The following is an 18,885-nucleotide window of genomic DNA, read 5'->3' on the forward strand; positions in this document are numbered from 1 at the left end:
TTGCTCCAGTGGCCAGGGACGATTGCCAGAGACTTGCATACAAGTGTCCTACTGGCAAGTATGCAAGAATTGCCCGATGAGTTCACGACCGAACGGCGCCGCGACGGCCCTCGCACCGATCGTGCGGGACTCCGTCCGGGCCCGCACCTCAGACCGGGTCTACGACGAGTTGGTCCACGCGATCCGCGATCTTCGCATGCGTCCGGGTGCCACGCTGTCGGAGACCGAACTGTCCGCCCAGCTCGGGGTCAGCCGCACGCCGGTCCGCGAGGCCATCTCCCGGCTGGTGACCGACGGGCTGGTCACCGTGGTGCCGCAGGTAGGCACCAACGTCGCGAGGATCAGCATCGAGGACGTGCGGCAGGCCCAGTTCGTCCGCGAGCACTTGGAGATGGCCGCGTACTCGCTCGCGTGCAAACTCCCCGTCCGGGACACCGCGCCGATGCGCGCGCTGCTGGCCGAACAGGAGCGAGCGCACTCCCGCGGCGACACCGACGCCTTCTTCGCCGCCGACGAGGCCTTCCACGAACAGATCTTCGAGATGGCGGGCTACCGCGGCGCGTGGCACGCGATGCAGCCCGTCAAGCTCCAACTCGACCGGCTGCGGCGCAGCAGCCTGCCCGAGCCGCGCACCGTGGCGGACCTCATCGCCGAGCACACCGCGATCACCGACGCGCTGGAGGCGGGCGACACGCGGCGCGGCGGCGCGGTCGTCCGCGCGCACGCGCGCCGCGTGCTCAAGTACGGCCCCGACCTGCGGCGAGCCCACCCGGACATGTTCACCGACTGACCTGCCTGCCCCGAGATCAGCCGTGGACGGTCGCGTGCACGTCGGCGTGACGCGCGCGGATCGCCAGGCCGCGCTCGATGTCGGTGTCGCTTGGCTCCGTCTCGAGCGCGGTGGCCACCGGCCACGACGGCGGCGTCGCGTCGCCGGAGAGTGCCCACGCCGCCTGGCGGGCGGCGCCGACGGCGACGTACTCGGCTGGGGCGGGGACGGAGACCGGCAGGCCGAACACCCCTGGCGCGATCGCGCGGACCGCCCGCGACCTCGCGGCCCCACCGATCAGGACGATCCGGCGGGCCTTGACGCCGAGCGACTCCAGCGTCCGCAGCCCCTCGGCCAAGCCGCACAGCATGCCCTCCACGGCGGCCCGCGCGAGGTTGGCCGGGGTCATCGTCGCCCCGGTCAGGCCGAACAGCGAGCCGGTGGCGTCGGGCAGCGGCGGCGTGCGCTCCCCTTCCAGGTAGGGCAGCATCGTCACCCCGCCCGCGCCGGGTTCGGCCAGCAGCGCGAGCCGGGACAACTCTTCGAGGTCGACACCGAGCAGCGCGGCGGTCGACCCGAGCACCCGTGCGGCGTTGAGGGTGCACACCAGGGGCAGGAAGGCCCCGGTCGCGTCGGCGAACCCGGCCACCACCCCCGACGGGTCGGCCACGGGTGCGTCGGTCACCGCCGACACCACCCCACTGGTGCCCAGTGACACGACGACGTCGCCGACGCCGGCGCCGAGCCCCAGCGCGGCGGCCATGTTGTCGCCGGTCCCCACCGCGAGGGGGGTACCCGCGGGGGTGGCGCCGACGATCTCGGCCGGACCGGCCACCCTGGGCAGCGCGGGCCGGTGACCCAGCGCCCGGTCGACCAGATCGAGCCGGTATTCGCCGGTCGCGGGCGAGAAGTAGCCGGTGCCGGACGCGTCGCCGCGGTCGGTCGCCCACTCCCCCGCCGGTGATCCGGCGAGGCGCCAGGTCAGCCAGTCGTGCGGGAGCATGACCTCGGCGGTGCGATCGGCGTTGGCCGGTTCGCGGCGACGCAGCCAGCGCAGCTTGGTGACGGTGAAGCTCGCGGCGGGCACGCTGCCGGTCGCGTCCGCCCATGCCTGGGCGCCGAGTTCGCCGATCAGGTCGGCGGTGTCCGGCGCCGAGCGCAGGTCGTTCCACAGCAGGCTGGGCCGCACCACCGCGCGCCGCTCGTCGAGGGCGACCAATCCGTGTTGCTGGCCGCCGACCGCCACCGCTTCGACACCGTCGAGCAAACCGCCCCTGGTCGCCTGGCTCAGCGCGGCCCACCAGTGCTCGGGGTCGACCTCGGTGCCGTCGGGGTGCGGCGCCGACGCCTCGGCCAGCACCTGGCCGGTGTCGGCGTCGCAGACCACGACCTTGCACGACTGGGTGGACGAGTCCACCCCGGCGACCACGCGTCTGGCGGTCACGAGCTGAAGGCGGCGTCGAACGCCGCGGCGGGCGGGTCGACGGCGAGCTTGCGCACGAACTCCAGCGCCTCGGGTGCGCCCAGCAGTCGGTCCATGCCCGCGTCCTCCCACTCCACCGAGATCGGCCCGGTGTAGCCGATGGAGTTCAGCATGCGGAACGAAGCGCCCCACGGCACGTCACCGCGGCCGGTGGAGACGAAGTCCCACCCTCGCCGGTGGTCGGCCCACGGCAGATGGCTGCCGAGCCTGCCGTTGCGGCCGTTGCCGACCTGGTTCTTCGCGTCCTTGCAGTCCACGTGGTAGATCCGGTCGCGGAAGTCCCAGAGGAACCCGACCGGGTCGAGGTCCTGCCACACGAAGTGCGACGGGTCCCAGTTGAGCCCGAACGCGGGACGGCGACCGATCGCGTCGAGCGCGCGCTCGGTCGTCCAGTAGTCGTACGCGATCTCGCTGGGGTGCACTTCGTGCGCGAACCGCGCGCCGACCTCGTCGAACACGTCGAGGATCGGGTTCCAGCGGTCGGCGAACTCGGCGAATCCCGCGTCGATCAGCTTCTGGGTGACGGGCGGGAACATGGCGAGCATGTGCCAGATCGGCGAGCCGGTGAAGCCGACGACGGTGTCGACGCCCAGGTTCTTCGCCGCGCGGGCGGTGACCTTGACTTCCTCGGCGGCCCGGGTGCGCACGCCTTCGGCCTCGCCGTCACCCCAGACGTGCGCGGGCAGGATCGCCTGGTGCCGCTCGTCGATCACCTTGTCGCACACGGCCTGGCCGACCAGGTGCGTCGAGATGGCCCACACCTTCAGGTTGTACTTCTCCAGGATGTCCAGCCGATCGCGGACATAGGAGTCGTCCTCCGCGGCCCGGCGCACGTCGAGGTGGTCGCCCCAACAGGCGATCTCCAGCCCGTCGTAGCCCCAGCCGGAGGCCAGCCTGGCCACCTCCTCGAACGGGAGGTCCGCCCACTGGCCGGTGAACAGGGTGATCGGTCGCGCCATGGAACTGCCTTTCCAAAGTTTCGACGCTGTCGACCGCCGCCTAAGGGGACCGTGGCGGCGGTCGACAACGGTGACCTGTGGACCGCCGCCCGACAGCGGAGGGCGACCCAATGTTTGAATTACGGGGAGGCGGTCCAGTAGTAGTCGAACTTGGCGGTCTTGCTCGCCGCCTGCGGCCCGCCGAAGGCGTACAGCCCGACCTTCGAACCCGCGACCGCGGTGTTGGTGACCGTGCCGAGCACCGTCCACGCCGTCCCGTCCACCGAGTACGACGCGGCGTAGGTGTCACCCCGCTTGACCAGCCGGAGGTGCCAGACACCCTGGGTGATGCCCGAGCCGTTCGGCGCGGGCTGCACGATCGCGTTGTCGACCTCGTTGCGCAGCTCGATTGTCTTGGCACTACTGCTGGCCAGGTAGTCGAGCTTGAGGTAGTTGGCGTCGTCCTTGTAGACCATGAGGCCCGCCTGCTGGTATGCCTCGTTGAACGACGACCCGTCCACCTTCGTCTGGATCGTCCAGTCGCCCGCGGGCATGGACTGCAGCATGAAGTTGTTCGGGTTGCCCGCGGTGGCCTGGTAGATGTCACCACCGCTGGTGTCGATCTCCAGGTTCCCGGCGTTCACCCGGTACTTCGACGCGTCCGGCCGGACGATGGTCGACCAGCGGCACTGGTCGAACGGCCCGGTGAACTCGTCGTCGCGCCCGCCGACCGTGCTGTCCGGCGTGATGGTGAAGGAGTCGAACTTCGCCGTGATCGGCAGCGCCGACGCGCGGTTCGCCAGGCCGAAGACACCGATCGACTTGTTCGCGATGCCGGAGATCGACCTCGCCGTGCCGAACGGGGTGAACGTGACACCGTCCGCGCTGTAGGACGCGGTGACGTTCACGCCATCGGTGCTGGTCATCCGCACGAAGTACGTGTCCGGGAAGTTGTCGCCCATCCCGGCGGTGTTCGTCGAGGACAGCGTCCCGGCTGTCTCGCTGGAGAACTGGAACACCCGGTTCGCCTTCGACGGCGTCGAACCGGTGCCCATCAACACCACCTTGAGGTAGTTGTTGTCGTCGCCGTAGACGATCAGACCAGCCTGCTGGTAGCCGAGGCGCGCGGGCAGGGTCACCCTCGTAGTGGCGGTGAACGCACCCGACGCGAGCGGCTGCAGGACGATGTTCGGCGTCGCGGGGGTGGTGCCCGCCCCGGCGATGTCGGTGGCGGTCAGCGGGAACTGGAGGTGGCCTCCGGCCACCGACAGGTCCTGGTTCTCCCGGACGATCCGGCTCCACCTGGTGTGGTCCAGACTCGTGCCGGTGAACCCGTCGGACTTGCCCGACAGGCACGTCGTCGTCGCGGGCGCGCCCACCGTGATCACCTTGGTCGCGGTGCCGACGGCGCCACCGGAGTCCCGGGCGGTCACCTTCGCGGTGTACGTGCCCGGGTCGAGGTAGGTGTGCCGGACCGCGGCGCCCACACCGGTTTCCCCGTTGCCGAAGTCCCAGGTGTAGGTGAGGGCGGAGCCCTCAGGGTCGGTGCCGGACGCGGTGAAGTCCACGGCCAGCGGCGCGGTCCCGGTCGTCGGCGTCGCGGTCACGCTCGCCGTCGGCCGGAGGTTGTCGGTCATGCCCTTGCCGTCGAACTGGATCCAGTTGATGTTCGACGCGCCCGCGGTCTGGACGAAGTAGAGCTTGCCGGAGCCGGTCGGCGGGTTGGTGAGGGTCACCGAGTAGTCGCCGTAGGTCTGCCAGGCACCGGTCGCGGGCACGGTCACGGTGCCCACCAGGGTGCCGGTCGACGGATCGCCGTGGCGGATCTGCCAGGTGGCTCCGCTCGGCGACGCCGCCCGCAGGTTGATCTTGGTGATGTTGGTCAGGTTCATCACGTTCCAGCCGAACCAGTCACCGGGCTCGACCCACCCGATGTTCAGGCCGCCACCCGCGGTGTCCCCGGTGGCCTGGGTCTGCACGCCGGGGGTGCCGCCGGAGGTCGATCCGGCGACCCGGCCGGTGATGTCGAAGAACTCGGCCTCCCGCTTGCGCGGGTGCAGTTCGAGCACCTTCTCCGCCGTCAGCGGCGCAACACCGGGCGCGCCCCTGTCGGTGTACTTCACCGAGACGGTGCCGAAGATGTCCGCGCCGATGTGTCCCTCGTCGCCGGGCAGCGGGAAGGTGCCGGTGCAGCCGCTGTACTGGTTGTACCCGTGGGAGTGCTCGTCGTGGCCGAGACCCGGCTGGATCACCAGGCTCGCGCACGGCGCGGTGCCGTCCTCGGGGTCGGACGCTGTGGCGTCCCAGCGGATCGTGTCGCCGAAGTCGAAGAACCCGCCGTCCTTGGGCCACGTCGCGGCGACCGTGGGCATCGAGTTGCCCGCCGAGATCGCGACGCTGGACGTGCTGGTCTTGCCGCCGGGGTCCCTCACCGTCAGCTTCGCGCTGTAGTTGCCCGCGGTCGAGTAGGTGAAGCTGGGCGAGACGGCGGTGCTGTCGGTGGTGCCGTCGCTGGTGAAGTCCCAGGCGTAGGTCAGGGCCTGGCCCTCGGGGTCGCTCGACGTCGAACCGTTGAACTGCACGGCTAGCGGCGTCGGACCGTTGGTCTTGTTCGCGGTCGCGCGCGCGGTCGGAGCGCCGCCGCCGACGGTGTAGTCGATCCGGTAGACGCCGGAGTCGGCGTTGTTTCCGCCGAAGCCGCTGCCCCATTCGATCAGGTACAGCGCGCCGTCGGGACCGAACTGCATCGCGTGCGGGCGGGCGAAGGCCGTGCCGCCCATGAACCGCGAGATGTCGGTCACCGCGTTGCCCGCGGTGTCGAGCTGGAACGAGAACAGCCTGCCGTCGCCCCAGTTGGCGAACATGGCCTTGCCGTCCCAATACTGGGGCCACTTGCGGTCGCTCACCAGGGCCGGGTCGTACCTGTACGCGCCGCTGGTCATCGGCGACCCCGCGCCACCGATCTCGGGCACGCCGCTGGTGGTCTTGCCCATCCAGAACGGGGTGCCGACCGCGGCGGGCAGCGTCGTCAATCCGGTGTTGTTGGGCGAGTTGTTCGTCGGCGCCGCGCAGTTGAACGTCGAGCCCGCCGTGGCGGTCTGGAAGTTGTAGTCGTTGTACGGCGTGTTGGCGCCCACGCAGTACGGCCAGCCGAAGTTGCCCGCCTGGGTGATCAGGTTCCACTCGACCCGGCCGTCCGGCCCGCGGGTGGTGCTGACCGACTGGGCGTCGGGGCCGTAGTCGGCGACGAACAGGTTGTTCGTCTTCGGATCGATGCCGATGCGGAACGGGTTGCGGAAGCCCATGGCGTAGATCTCGGGACGGGTCTTGGCCGTCCCCGGCGCGAACAGGTTGCCCGCCGGGTTGGTGTAGGTGCCGTCAGCGGCGGGCTTGATCCGCAGGATCTTGCCGCTGAGGCTGTTGGTGTTGCCCGACGTGCGCTGCGCGTCCCACGCCGCGCGCCCCGCACCCTCGTCGATCGGGGTGTACCCGGACGACGCGAAGGGGTTGGTGTTGTCGCCAGTGGCGATGAACAGGTTGCCGTTCATGTCGAACTCCAGTGCCCCGCCCGCGTGACAGCATTCCGCGCGCTGCACGGGGACCTTGAGGACGACCTTCTCGCTCGTCAGGTCCAGCACGTCACCGTTCAGCTTGAACCGGGAGACATGGTCTTCCGTCGACGCGCCCGCGGGCGAGTAGTACAGCCACACGTACCCGTTGGTGGCGAAACCGGGGTCCAGCGCGAGGCCGAGCAGGCCGAACTCCTGGGTGGTGTTCACGCTCAGCGTGCCCGCCGTGAGAATCGTGCCGTCCGACTTGATGATCTTCACCGCGCCGTTGCGGTCGATGTAGAACACCCGGCCGTCCTTGGCGATGGCCAGTTCCATCGGGTTGCTCGTGTTGTCGTCGAGCGTGACCTTCTGGAAATTGGACGACTGCGACGCCGCGCAGTTGGCCTCGACGTCGCCCGCCGCGGTCTTGATGCCGCCGAGCAGGTGCTGCAGGAACTGCGGCTCGGTGAAGCTGGCCTCGGTGTGGCCGAGACCGGTGTACCAGGAACGACCGCCGTCGTAGTTCTGGCACCAGCTGATCGGGTGCTCCACACCCATCGACCCGCCGGAGTAGGAGGTCTCGTCCAAGGAGGCGAGGACATGCACCTTGTCACGCGGGTTGGTCCTGAAGTTGTACCACTCGTCGAAGCGGCTCCACACCGGGCTCATGCCCGCCGTCGACGGGTGCGCCGGGTCCTCGACCTTGATCCTCGCCGACGACTGGGCGGGGTGGTCCTTGAAGTAGGCGCCGACCAGGCCGCCGTACCACGCCCAGTCGTACTCGGTGTCGGACGCGGCGTGCACGCCCGCGTACCCGCCACCGGCCTTGATGTAGCGCTCGAACGCGCCCTGCTGGGTGTTGTCGAGGACGTCACCGGTCGTGCTCATGAACACGACCGCGTCGTACTGCGCGAGGTTCGCGTCGGTGAACTTGGTGGCGTCCTCGGTGGTGTCGACGGTGAAACCGTTGTCCACACCCAACTTCAGGACCGCGGCGACGCCCTCGTCGACCGACGAGTGCCGGAAGGCCGCGGTCTTGCTGAACACGAGCACCTTGAACACGTGCGCGGACGCGGTGCCCGCGGTGATCGGGAGGAGAAGGCCGACGAACAGCGACAGCGCGGCCAGCTGCGGTAACAGCCGCCGTCGCCGGTGGGGTGTTGGAATCACCGATAGCTCCTTGCAGGGTGGGATCATCATTGATTCCCCGGCGGGTGCCGGGACGTCGTCGAACACGTCGCCGGCACCCCCTCCTCCGGCAGACAGGCGAAACCTGGGCCTTCCGATCAGGCTCGGACTCCCAGCAGGTGCTCCATGGCGAGCTGGTCGAGCCGCTCGAAGGCCAGCCCGCGCACGGCGAGCGTGTCCGGGTCGAAGGACTCGGCGCGCAGGTCGGCGAGCGTCTCGCCCGCGCCGAGCGTCGGGACGGCCAACTCGGCGACCCGCGCCGCCGCGACGGCCTCGGCCACCTCCGGGTCGGCCCGGAACGCGCGCACCTTCTCCCGCAGGATCAGGTAGTTGCGCATGCACGCCTCGGCGGTGGCCCACACGCCGTCGAGGTCCTCGGTGCGCGGCGGCTTGTAGTCGAAATGGACATAGCCGTCGTAGGCAGGGGCCACGCCGGAGCCCAGCATCGCGTCGACGGTCCAGAACGCCCCGCGCAGATTGCCCGCGCCGAACCGCAGGTCCTGGTCGAACCGGGGACCGTGCTGGCCGTTGAGGTCGAGGTGGAACAGCTTGCCGTGCCACAGCGCCTGGGTGATGCCGTGGGCGAAGTTGAGCCCGGCCATCTCCTCGTGGCCGATCTCGGGGTTCAGGCCGACCCGGGACGGCTCGTCGAGTTCGCCGATGAACGCCAGCGCGTGCCCGATCGTCGGCAGCAGGATGTCGCCGCGCGGCTCGTTCGGCTTGGGCTCCAGGGCGAAGCGGATGTCGTAGCCCTGCTCGCGGACGTAGCCGCACAACAGGTCCATGGCCTCCTTGTACCGGTCCAGCGCGGCGGCGACGTCCTTGGCCGCCCCCGACTCGGCGCCCTCCCGCCCGCCCCACAGCACGTAGGTGCGCGCGCCGAGTTCGGCGGCGAGGTCGACGTTGCGCAGCACCTTGGCGAGCGCGTACCGCCGGACGTCGCGGTCGTTGGCGGTGAACCCTCCGTCCTTGAACACCGCGTGGCTGAACAGGTTCGTGGTGGCCATCTCCACGACCAGCCCGGTGTCGGCGAGCCCCTTGGTGAAGCGGTCCAGGGTGTGCTGCCGAGTCGTGTCGTCGGGGACGAGGTCGTCGTCGTGGAACGACACCGCCGCGGCGCCCAGCTCGGCGAGCCTGGTCAGGGCCTCGACCGGGTCCAGCGCCGGGCGCACCGCGCCGCCGAAGACGTCGACGCCCTGCCATCCGACGGTCCACAGCCCGAACGAGAACTTGTCCTCGGCGACCGGGGTGTACTTGTTCATCAGGGAATCTCCTGCCACTTCTGGCTCTCGGCGCTCGCCTCGACCGCGGCCAGCACGCGCTGGACCCTCAGGCCGTCGGCGAACGACGGCCGCGGATCGCGGTCTTCTGCGATGGCGGCCACCAGGTCGACGACCTGGTGGGTGAAGCTGTGCTCGTAGCCGATGACGTGGCCGGGCGGCCACCAGGCTCCGGCGTAGGGATGGCCGGGCTCGGTCACCAGGACCCGGCGGAAGCCCGCGGCGGGATCGTCCTCGGCGTCGTAGACGTGCAGGACGTTCATGTCCTCGAAGTCGAACGCCACCGAGCCCTGGCTGCCGTTGATCTCCAGGCGGATCGCGTTCTTGCGGCCGGTGGCGAACCGGGTCGCCTCGAACACGCCCATCGCGCCACCGTCGAACCGGGCCAGGAAGGTCGCGGCGTCGTCGACGGTGACCGGGCCGACGCCCTCCCCCGCCGTGCCCGACAGTCCGCTGTGTTCACTGGGCAGCGGGCGTTCCTTGACGAAGGTCTCCATGTCGCCCACCACCGAGGCGATGTTCATGCCGGTGATGTGCTGGGCGAGATCGATGAGGTGCGCGCCGATGTCGCCGAGCGAGCCCGATCCGGCCTTGTCCTTCTCCAGGCGCCAGGACAGCGGCGCCAGCGGGTCGATGATCCAGTCCTGCAGGTACTGGGCCCGCACGTGCCGGATCACACCCAGTCGTCCGGCCTCGACCAGCTCACGGGCCAGGGCGATCGCGGGCACCCGGCGGTAGGCGAAGCCCACCATCGACCGAACGCCCTTCGCCGCGGCGGCCTCCGCCGCGGCGGCCATGGCCTCGGCCTCGGCGACCGAGTTGGCCAGCGGCTTCTCGCACAGCACGTGCTTGCCCGCCTCGAGCGCGGCGATCGCGATCTCGGCGTGCGTGTGGCCGGGCGTGCAGATGTCGACGAGGTCGACGTCGTCGCGGGCGATCATGGCCCGCCAGTCGGTCTCGGTCGACGCCCAGCCGAGGCGGGTGGCCGCCGTGGCGAGGTGGTCGGCGTCGCGGCCACACAGAACGTTCGTCTCGGGGGCGAGTGGCAGGTCGAAGAACCGGGGCGCGGTGCGCCAGGCATGGGAGTGCGCCGAGCCCATGAACTGGTAGCCGATCATGCCGACGCGCAGGGTCGGCCGTGAGTCAGTCACAGTGATCTTCTCCCTCACGACTCGAACGCGGTCGGCAGGTACTTGTCGACGTTGTCCTTGGTGACCACGGGCGCGGTCAGCTGGATCCGCTTCGGGACCTCGACCTCGACCAGGTCGCCGAACGCCTTCTCCTGCGCGATCAGGCGGGCCATGCGGATGCCGTCAGCGCCCTGGGTGGACGGGTAGATCACGGTGGCCTTCACCAGTGCGGTGCCGGTCTTGATGTCGCGCATGACGTTGGCCGAGCCCGCGCCGCCGACGACGAAGAACTCCTTGCGCCCGGAGTTCTTGACCGCGGCCATGACGCCGACGCCCTGGTCGTCGTCGTGGTTCCAGATCGCGTCGATCCGGCCCGCCGCCTGCAGCAGGTTCGAGGTGACCTTCTCGCCCGACTCGACGGTGAACTCGGCGGCGACGCGGTTGGCGACCTTCAGGCCGCAGTCCCCCAGCGCCTTGGTGAAGCCCTTGCTTCGGTCCTGGGTCAGCGGCAGCGAGTCGATGCCCGCGATCTCGGCGACGACGGCGTCCTTCTTGTCCTTGAGCTGCGTGCAGATGTACTCGCCCGCGCTGACCCCCATGCCGTAGTTGTCGCCGAGCACTGTGGCGCGAGAGGCGGCCGGGCTGTCGAACTCGCGGTCGACGTTGATGACCGGGATACCCGCCTTCATCGCCTTGATCGCCACCGGGGTGAGCGCGGCACCGTCGAACGGCAGCAGCACGATCGCGTCGACCTTGTCGTTGATGAAGGTCTCGACCTGGCTGATCTGGAGGCTGACGTCGTTGGTGCCCTCGGCGAGCTTCAGCTCGACGTCGGTGTACTTGCCCGCCTCCGCCTTGGCCGCCTTGGTGATCGCGGCCATCCAGCCGTGGTCGGCTGCCGGGGCGGAGAAGCCGATGACGACCTTCTTGCCCGGCTTGTCGTTCTCGACCGCCGCCGCCTTCGGCGCGGCGTTCGCGTTCGGGGTGTCGGCGGGGGCGTTGCTGGTGCAGGACGCCAGCGCGAACACCGCGAGGCCTGCGAGCGCCGCGGCGGTGCGGCGGCTGGAGATCGACTGGAACATGACTTCTCCTGGTACGGGCTGGTCAGATCTGGGACGAGGGTGTGTTCGACCGACGGACCGCGGTGGGCACGGTTCGTGAGTCGGGGATTCGGGTCAGGTGCGGACTCGGTTGGCGAAGCGCTGCTGGATGAGCACCGCCGCCACGATCACCGCTCCCTTCGCCACGGACTGGGCGGAGATCGAGAGGTTGTTGAGGGTGAAGATGTTGGACAGCGTGGTGAAGATCAGGACACCCAGGACGGTGCCGCCGATGGTGCCCCGGCCGCCGGTGAGGAGCGTGCCGCCGATGACGACCGCGGCGATGGCGTCGAGTTCGTAGAGGGAGCCGTGGGTCGCGCTCCCGGTGGTGGTCCGCGCGATCAGCATGATCGCGGCGATGGCGCAGCAGACGCCGCACAGCACGTAGAGCCACACGGTGTGCCTGCGCACGTTGATGCCCGCGAGCCGAGCGGACTCGGGGTTGCCGCCGACGGCCAGGGTGCGCCTGCCGAACGTGGTCCGGGTGAACACGACCCAGCCGATGAGCGCGACGACCGCGGAGACCAGCACGATCACCGGCACGCCGACGACGGTGCCGTCGAAGAAGTCGGTGAAACCGGGCACGTTGACGATCTGGGTGCGCCGGTCGGACATGATCTCGGCGAGGCCGCGCGCGGCGGCCAGGGTCGCCAGCGTGGTGATGAACGCGCCCATCCGGCCGTAGGCGACGAGCAGGCCGTTGACCAGCCCGCACCCCGCGCCGACCGCGACCGCGGTGAACACCATGGCGACCCAGCCCAGTTCGCGGGCGTAGCCCTGGGTGGCGAGGGTGGTCGCCCAGACCGAGGTCAGCGCGACGATGGCACCGACGGACAGGTCGATGCCGCCGCCGGTGATCACGAACGTCATCCCGACGCTGACCACGCCGATCACCGCCGCGAGCCGCAGGATCGTCAGCGCGTTGTCGACGCTGGCGAACCGGTCGCCCGCCGTGGCCACGCCCGCGACGCAAAGGATCACCAAGGCCACCACCAGGCCCACGTTGCGCATTCCCGACGAACCGGCGAGTTCGCGCAGCCGAGACCGCGCCGCGCGCGGTTCGGGGGTGTGGGGCGGGGCCTCGACCGCCTCCGCACCTTTGCCGACCCGCCCACCCTCCGCGATGGCGTTGCTCATGCCGCGCTTCCTTCCATGACAAGGTCAAGGACCTTCGATTCGGTCAGTTCGTCGGCCGGTCCCTCGTGCACCGCGCGCCCGTCGCGGATCACCAGGACCCGGTCGGCCAGTCCGAGTACCTCTTCGACCTCGCTGGACACGACGACCACGGCTACGCCTTCGGCGGCCAGCCGGTGGATCAGCTCGTAGATCTCCCGCCTCGCCCCGACGTCCACGCCGCGGGTCGGCTCGTCGAGCAGCAGCACCCGGCACTCCCGCAGCAGCCAGCGGGCCAGGACGACTTTCTGCTGGTTGCCGCCGGACAGGGTGCGCACGACGCGGGTGACCTCGCGCGGCCGCAGTTCCAGCGCGTCGGCCAGCCGCCGCGACTCGGCGCGCTCGGCGCGGTTGTCGAGGAACCCGGCGGTGGCGAAGCGGGACAGCGTGGACACGGTGATGTTGCGGGCCACCGACTGGTCGAGCAGCAGGCCCTGGCTCTTGCGCTCCTCCGGGCACAGGCCCATGCCCGCGCGCACGGCGCTGGTCACCGACCCGGGGCGCGGCCGCTTGCCCGCCACCTCGACGGTCCCCGCGGTCGGGACCCTGGCGCCGTAGATCGTCTCCAGGATCTCCGAGCGGCCCGACCCGACCAGACCGGCGAGCCCGACCACCTCGCCCCCGCGCACGGTGAGGTCGATGCCGGAGAAGTGCCGCCCGCACGCCAGGTTCCGCACCCGAAGCACCGGCTCCGCCGCGGACCGCTCGCCACGGTCGGGGAAGACGTGGTCGAGGGTGCGGCCGGTCATCAGGGTGATCAGCTCGGCGGTCGGGGTGTCCTTCGCGGACAGTCCGGTCGCGACAGTGGCGCCGTCCTTGAGGACGGTCACCCGGTCGCCGATCGCCCGGATCTCGTCGAGCCGATGGGAGATGTAGACGACCGCGACGCCCTGCGCGGTCAGGCCGCGGATGACCCGGAAGAGGTTCTCCACCTCGCCCTGGTCCAGCACCGCCGACGGCTCGTCCAGCACCAGCAGCCTGGTGTCGTGGGACAGGGCGCGCGCCATGCTCACGACCTGCTGGTGCGCGGGCGGCAGCTCGCCGACCTCACGGGTCGCCCGGATCTCGGGGTGGCCGAGCCGGGCGAGCAGGTCGCGGGCGCGGCGGTTCACCTCGGCACGGCGCAGGAAGCCCGCGGTGGCGATCTCGTGGCCGAGGAAGATGTTCTCGGCAACCGTGAGCCCGTCGACCAGGTCGAGTTCCTGGTAGATGGTGGTGATGCCGAGCCTCATCGCCGCCTGCGGACCGCCGATGGACACCGGGTGGCCGTCCCAGTGGATCTCGCCGCTGTCCGGCTGGCTCGCGCCCGCGAGGGTCTTGATCAGCGTCGACTTGCCCGCGCCGTTCTGGCCGAGCAGGCAGTGCACCTCGCCTGCCAAGACCTCCAGGTCGACGCCGTCGAGCGCGCGCACACCGGGGAACTCCTTGACGATGCCGTCCATCCGCAGCAGCGGGGTCATGACGTTGCTCCTTCTCGGGCCAGTTCCCGCGCGGGGCCCAGGTCGATGAGGGTCGGGTCGGCGAAGACCGCTTCCAGGGAGGTCTGGGCGCCGCCGCGCACCGCGGCGGCGAAACCGAGGCCGGACACCACGACCTGGCAGCCACCCGCGTCCGGGGCCATCACGTGCTCGTCGAGTTCGCGATGGACCAGCGGGAGCAGCCACGGGCTCACCGGGGCGAAGAAGCCGCCGAGCACGAGGACATCCGGGTTGAGGATGTTGATGAGCACCGCGGCGCCGCGGCCGAGCCACCTGCCGACCTCGGTCAGCGCGGCGAGCGTGCGCGGGTCGCCCGCGTGAGCGCGTACGGTGAGTTCGCCGAGCCGGGCGACCAGGTCCAGCGAGCGGTCACGCACCGGGTCGTCCGGCGCGGCGGCCGCGTCGAACAGGCTGTGCAGGCCGACGACGGACTCCCAGCACCCGGTCCGCCCGCAGCCGCACACGCGGTCGGCCGGACCGATCGGGATGTGGCCGACCTCGCCGCCGAACCCTCGGCCGCCGCGCATCAGCCGCCCGTCGGACACCACGCCGCCGCCGACCCCGACGCCGCCGCTGAGCGAGACGATGTCCGTGGCGTCCGGGTGCGCGCCGGCCAGCACCTCGGCGTAGCAAGCCGACGCCGCGAGGTTGGCCTCGTTGTCCACCCGGATGGGGAAGTCGGCCCGGCCCAGCCGGGCGCGGATCTCGTCGACCAGCGCGATGTCGCGCCAGCCCAGGTTGGGAGCCACGGCCACGACACCGGTCTCGACCTTCACCAGACCGGGCACGGCGACGGTCAGTCCGGCGATGTGCACGCCCGCGGCGGCGAGGTCGACGAGCGCGCCGCCGAGCAGGCCGCAGAACTCGTCGAGCACGGCGCGCGCTCCCCTGGCCGCGGCGTCGAGCGGCACGCGGGTCTCGGCGAGCACATCTCCGTTGACCGCCAACGCCATCAGCGCGAGATAGTCGTCGCTGATCTCCGCGCCGATGCCGCACAGCCTGCCGCCGTCGAGCCGCAGGAGCTGGCCCGGCCTGCCGATGCCCCCGCGCTCGGACTCGGCCTCCTCGATCAGCCCGCGGTCGATGAGCTCGGCGACCAGGCTGCTGACCGTCGCCTTGTTGAGACCGGTCTCCACCGCGACCCTGGCACGCGACGCGCCTTCGGTGGCCCGCAGGTAGTCGAGGACCACCGCCAGGTTGTGCCTGCGCAGCGCCACGTGATCGGCGCCGGTCGCACCGTTCCCCAGTCGCGGCTTCCTGACGGTAGGCACAGTCGCTCCAGTTCTCCGGCCCAGTGACGGCCACCACTTTGTCTGTTGGATCGACAAACTAAGGCTTCGCGAGCTGAGCAGGCAAGAGTCCGGAGGAAATTTGTTTGTTGCATAGCCGAACTAAGCAAGTAACGTCCGGCTCGTAGCCTGAACGGGGCCGATCAAGGGGAGGCGGCGTCATCCTCGCCTGCACGGGGACGCCGAAACAGCGCCACCCTTGGTCTGGACAGACCGATGGGGCGCGGCGCGAGGGCGACCGCGCCCCATCGTTTCCAGCGTCGAACGAGGGAACCGAGTTAGTCTATTCGTCAAACAAACGCAGCGTCAAGATCAACTACGCTTTTGCCGCCGCATGTGTCGCTCAGTCGATGAACTCGAAGCCGTCGAGCGTGGCCCATGAGCCGGACAGCTTGGTCACGACGATGGTGTGCGAACCAGCGGACAGCCCGGTCTTGCTGAACACCACGACGTTGGCCTGACGCACACCGTCCGCGGGCACCGTGCTCACAACCTGTTGCGTGCCACCGTCGATGGTCACCCCGAGGTTTCCCTGGTCGGTGTACTTCTCGCCGAACACCTTGATCCCGGTGCCGGTGAAGGTGTACGTCGCGGTGGATCCGTTGGCGCTCGCGAAGTGCACGTCGTCGTTGAGGTCGCCGAAGCCGCGGTTGCCCTGCGGGGCGAAGCCGCTGTAGGTGATCGCGGAGTTCGTGTTGTCGATCCGGTACTGGACGGGTTCGGCCAGGATCGGCAGGAAACCGTCCAGCGTCGCGTACTGGCCCGACAGCTTGGTCACGACGATCGTGTGCGGCCCGGCGGCGAGGTTCCTCTTGGAGAACACCACGACGTTGGCCCTGCGCGTCGAGTCCGTCGTACTCACGATCTCCTGCGCGCCGCCGTCGACGCTGATCCCGATGTCGCCTTGGTCGGAGTACTTCTCGCCGTACACGTCGATCCCGGTGCCGGTGAACGAGTAGGTCGCGGTGGACCCGTTCGCCGTGGCGTACTGGATGTCGTTGTTGTAGTCACCGAAGCCGCGGTTCGATGACAGGCTGAAGCCGCTGTAGGCGATGGCCGGGCTGGTGTTGTCGACCCGCGCCGTGACGGAGATCCGGTCGGCCGTCGTGCCCGCCGGGACGGTGGCGGTGAGGAAGCCACTGGAGAGCCGCTGGACGTTGCCCGCGCTCACCTGCTGGTTGTTCACCCACACCTGGGTCGCCGCGGTGAAGCCCTGGCCCGCGATGAGCACCTTGTTGGCGGCGGTCGGCGCGGACTTGTAGTACGCCTTCGGCGTCAACATGGCCAGGTACGGGTTGTACTGATCGCGCACGCCGCCCGACAGCATGGCGGCCGGGATGTGGTCGGGCCCGGGCGCGGCGGGGATGCTCACGGTCCCGCTGACATGGGTGTCGACCGGCTGGGCGCACGGGTAGTACTGGGTGCGGTGGGAGAAGTAGTTGTCCTCGGTCCAGATGTGGCCGGTCGGCGAGCAGCCACCCTGCGAGGACTCGCCGCCATTGAAGGCGACATTGCCCTTCCACTTGATCCACTCGGCGCCCGCGTCGTCGTAGTACGAGAAGTTGCTCTGCGGGCTGTTGTAGGCGACGTTCCCGGTCACCAGCATGCCGTGCGCCAGGGTCGCGACCGGGTCGATCGTGCCGTCGGCCTTGTAGTGGTATTTGGCCTGGTGGCCTTCGAGGTAGACCGCGCCGCCGTCGTGCCGGACCGACAGGTAATTGTGGATGACGTTGTTGGTGATCTTGTTGTCGGCGTTGATGTTCGTCGAGTTCTGCGGATGGCTCGCGTCGTCGACGTGGCCCTGGATGACGCCGCCGGTGATGCCGGTGTAGGGCAGGTCGTACAGATTGTTGTTGGTGATCGTGGTGTCGCGCGAGAACAGCAGCGTGATGCCGCAGGCGGAGGTGTACTCCTTGCCGATCTCGTGGACGATGTTGTCCGAGATCGTCGTCCCGGTGAGGATCTCGTTCTCGCCGATGGTGTCACCCGCGACCGCGGCCGCGTCCGGGGTGCAGTTCTGCTTGATCCCGGCGTGGTGCGTCGGGTCGGTCGGCGTCGGGTCGTAGGTGCAGCCGAGCAGGATGCCGGTCGAGGCGATGTCGGCGAACTCGTTGCCCTGGATCAGGGTGTTCTTCGACCCATACATCACGCTCAGGCCCGCGCCGCCGAGCGCGGCGAACTTGTTCTGGGTCAGCGAGACGTTGTTCGACGCGGTGAACTCCACGTTGGCCTTGGGCTGCGACAGCGCGCCGAAGGGGCACACGCCGTCGGGATCGGAGAAGGTGCACCACCCCTGGTTCCCGCCGGGGAGCGTCATCGTGAGGTTGCTCTGGATGTCGGCGAAGCCCGCCGCGTTGGACGGCCGGTTCCAGGTGGCGTACGAGAACTGCAGGCCGGTGAAGGTGACGTCGTGCAGCGGGTTGGACAGCGTGCCCGCGCCCTGCAGCAGCGACTCCAGCCTCGGCAGCTTGACGTCCAAAGTAGACATCTGCTCACCCGCGGCGGGCTTGTAGAACAGCTTGCTTGCGGCCGAGTCGAGGAACCACTCCCCCTCGCTCAGCAGCGAGTAAGCGTTGCGCACGTCGGTGGGCTTGGTGTTCGTCGACATCGACGGCAGGCCACCGGTGGCCTGGGCGAAGGGCGCGCGCTTGGTGGTGTTCTCCCAGCAGGGCTGCGTCATCTTCAGCAGGCCCGTCGCGGCGGTGTAGCTCTCCACCCGACAGCTGGAATGGGCCCACGGCCCGTTCTTGCCGGGATAGCTGAACTCGACCGCCGCGACCTGGGCGGGGGTCAGGGCACCGAACCACGCGGTGGCCTTGGCGTCGCCACTGATCGTGTAGCCCGACGACGAGCCGGTCCATGACGCGGTCCACCCCAGGGCGACACTGGTGTCCTGGGCGATCTTCGCGGTCTTGCCGTTGACGTAGACCTGCCGGGTCTGGCTGCCCGCCGGAACCGGCGCCGAGTAGACCCCGGTGGTCCCGACCTGGGTCCAGCCGGTGACCGTCGTTGCGCCGGAGATTACCGGGCGCGCGCCCGGGGCGGCCTGCCACACAACAGGATGGCCGGGGGTGCCGGAATCCGCGGCACCGAACTTCCAGGTGCTCGACAGCGTGTACGTCCCGTCGCGGAGCAGCACCTTCACATCGGCGTCGGGGATCTCCGCCAGCTTGGCGCGCACGGCCGCCTGCGCCCCGCCGAGGGAACACGGCGCGGCCGATGAGCACACACCGCCGGAGCCCGACGGGGCGGCGTACAAGGTCACGGCCGTCGCTCCGGAGGCCGTGTGCAAGCCCCACACCGCGGCACCGGACAACAGGAGCGCGACGCTCCCGACCGCTGTCAAGAGACTTCGTCGTCCCATCATTTCGCCCTTCGTCAACCGACCCAAGCCCTAACGGTCTGACCACTACATCGGCCAAAGTGGGTCACCCCGGCGGGAAACGCACACATGTAGGCACTAGCCGCGCTCAGCAACACCGCACTTTGGTCTAAACCTCTGATGT

The 18,885-nt window shown here is 69.8% G+C and carries 11 protein-coding genes; 1 reads left to right on the plus strand and 10 read right to left on the minus strand.

What is annotated here, in order from left to right:
- Positions 1 to 76 precede the first annotated feature (76 nt).
- Positions 77 to 790, plus strand: a complete 714-nt coding sequence (locus tag ACSHT8_RS09720) for a GntR family transcriptional regulator (protein WP_436499831.1) — start codon at positions 77 to 79, stop codon at positions 788 to 790.
- 16 nt (positions 791 to 806) lie between these two features.
- On the opposite strand, the gene xylB is transcribed toward ACSHT8_RS09720, so the two are convergent.
- The 10 genes from xylB to ACSHT8_RS09770 all read right to left on the minus strand — a co-directional run bounded on the left by xylB (position 807) and on the right by ACSHT8_RS09770 (position 18,644).
- Positions 807 to 2,213, minus strand: a complete 1,407-nt coding sequence (xylB, locus tag ACSHT8_RS09725) for a xylulokinase (protein ID WP_436499833.1) — start codon at positions 2,211 to 2,213, stop codon at positions 807 to 809.
- Complete coding sequence (locus ACSHT8_RS09730; RefSeq protein WP_436499835.1) at positions 2,210 to 3,211, minus strand: sugar phosphate isomerase/epimerase family protein; 1,002 nt, start codon at positions 3,209 to 3,211, stop codon at positions 2,210 to 2,212. Before ACSHT8_RS09730 ends, xylB begins: the two co-directional genes overlap by 4 nt.
- A gap of 119 nt (positions 3,212 to 3,330) precedes the next feature.
- On the minus strand, positions 3,331 to 7,911 hold the full coding sequence (locus ACSHT8_RS09735) for a ThuA domain-containing protein (RefSeq protein ID WP_436499837.1): 4,581 nt from the start codon (positions 7,909 to 7,911) through the stop codon (positions 3,331 to 3,333).
- 116 nt (positions 7,912 to 8,027) lie between these two features.
- Entirely contained in the window at positions 8,028 to 9,191 is a 1,164-nt protein-coding gene (gene xylA / locus ACSHT8_RS09740; RefSeq protein ID WP_436499839.1) for a xylose isomerase, read from the minus strand.
- Positions 9,191 to 10,360, minus strand: a complete 1,170-nt coding sequence (locus ACSHT8_RS09745; protein ID WP_436499841.1) for a Gfo/Idh/MocA family protein — start codon at positions 10,358 to 10,360, stop codon at positions 9,191 to 9,193. Before ACSHT8_RS09745 ends, xylA begins: the two co-directional genes overlap by 1 nt.
- Before the next feature lie 14 nt (positions 10,361 to 10,374).
- Positions 10,375 to 11,421: a substrate-binding domain-containing protein gene (locus ACSHT8_RS09750; protein WP_436499843.1), complete on the minus strand. Its 1,047-nt coding sequence runs from the start codon at positions 11,419 to 11,421 to the stop codon at positions 10,375 to 10,377.
- 93 nt (positions 11,422 to 11,514) lie between these two features.
- A complete protein-coding gene (locus ACSHT8_RS09755; RefSeq protein ID WP_436499845.1) occupies positions 11,515 to 12,576 on the minus strand; it encodes an ABC transporter permease in 1,062 nt (353 codons plus the stop codon).
- Positions 12,573 to 14,072 carry a sugar ABC transporter ATP-binding protein gene (locus ACSHT8_RS09760; protein WP_436499847.1) on the minus strand — a complete coding sequence of 500 codons (1,500 nt, stop codon included), beginning with the start codon at positions 14,070 to 14,072 and terminating at the stop codon, positions 12,573 to 12,575. Before ACSHT8_RS09760 ends, ACSHT8_RS09755 begins: the two co-directional genes overlap by 4 nt.
- Positions 14,069 to 15,361, minus strand: a complete 1,293-nt coding sequence (locus ACSHT8_RS09765; protein ID WP_436499849.1) for an ROK family transcriptional regulator — start codon at positions 15,359 to 15,361, stop codon at positions 14,069 to 14,071. Before ACSHT8_RS09765 ends, ACSHT8_RS09760 begins: the two co-directional genes overlap by 4 nt.
- Before the next feature lie 361 nt (positions 15,362 to 15,722).
- Positions 15,723 to 18,644 carry a right-handed parallel beta-helix repeat-containing protein gene (locus ACSHT8_RS09770; RefSeq protein WP_436499851.1) on the minus strand — a complete coding sequence of 974 codons (2,922 nt, stop codon included), beginning with the start codon at positions 18,642 to 18,644 and terminating at the stop codon, positions 15,723 to 15,725.
- Between the last annotated feature and the right edge of the window lie 241 nt (positions 18,645 to 18,885).

The sequence above is a fragment of the Actinokineospora sp. HUAS TT18 genome (assembly GCF_051364635.1).
Classification (GTDB): domain Bacteria; phylum Actinomycetota; class Actinomycetes; order Mycobacteriales; family Pseudonocardiaceae; genus Actinokineospora.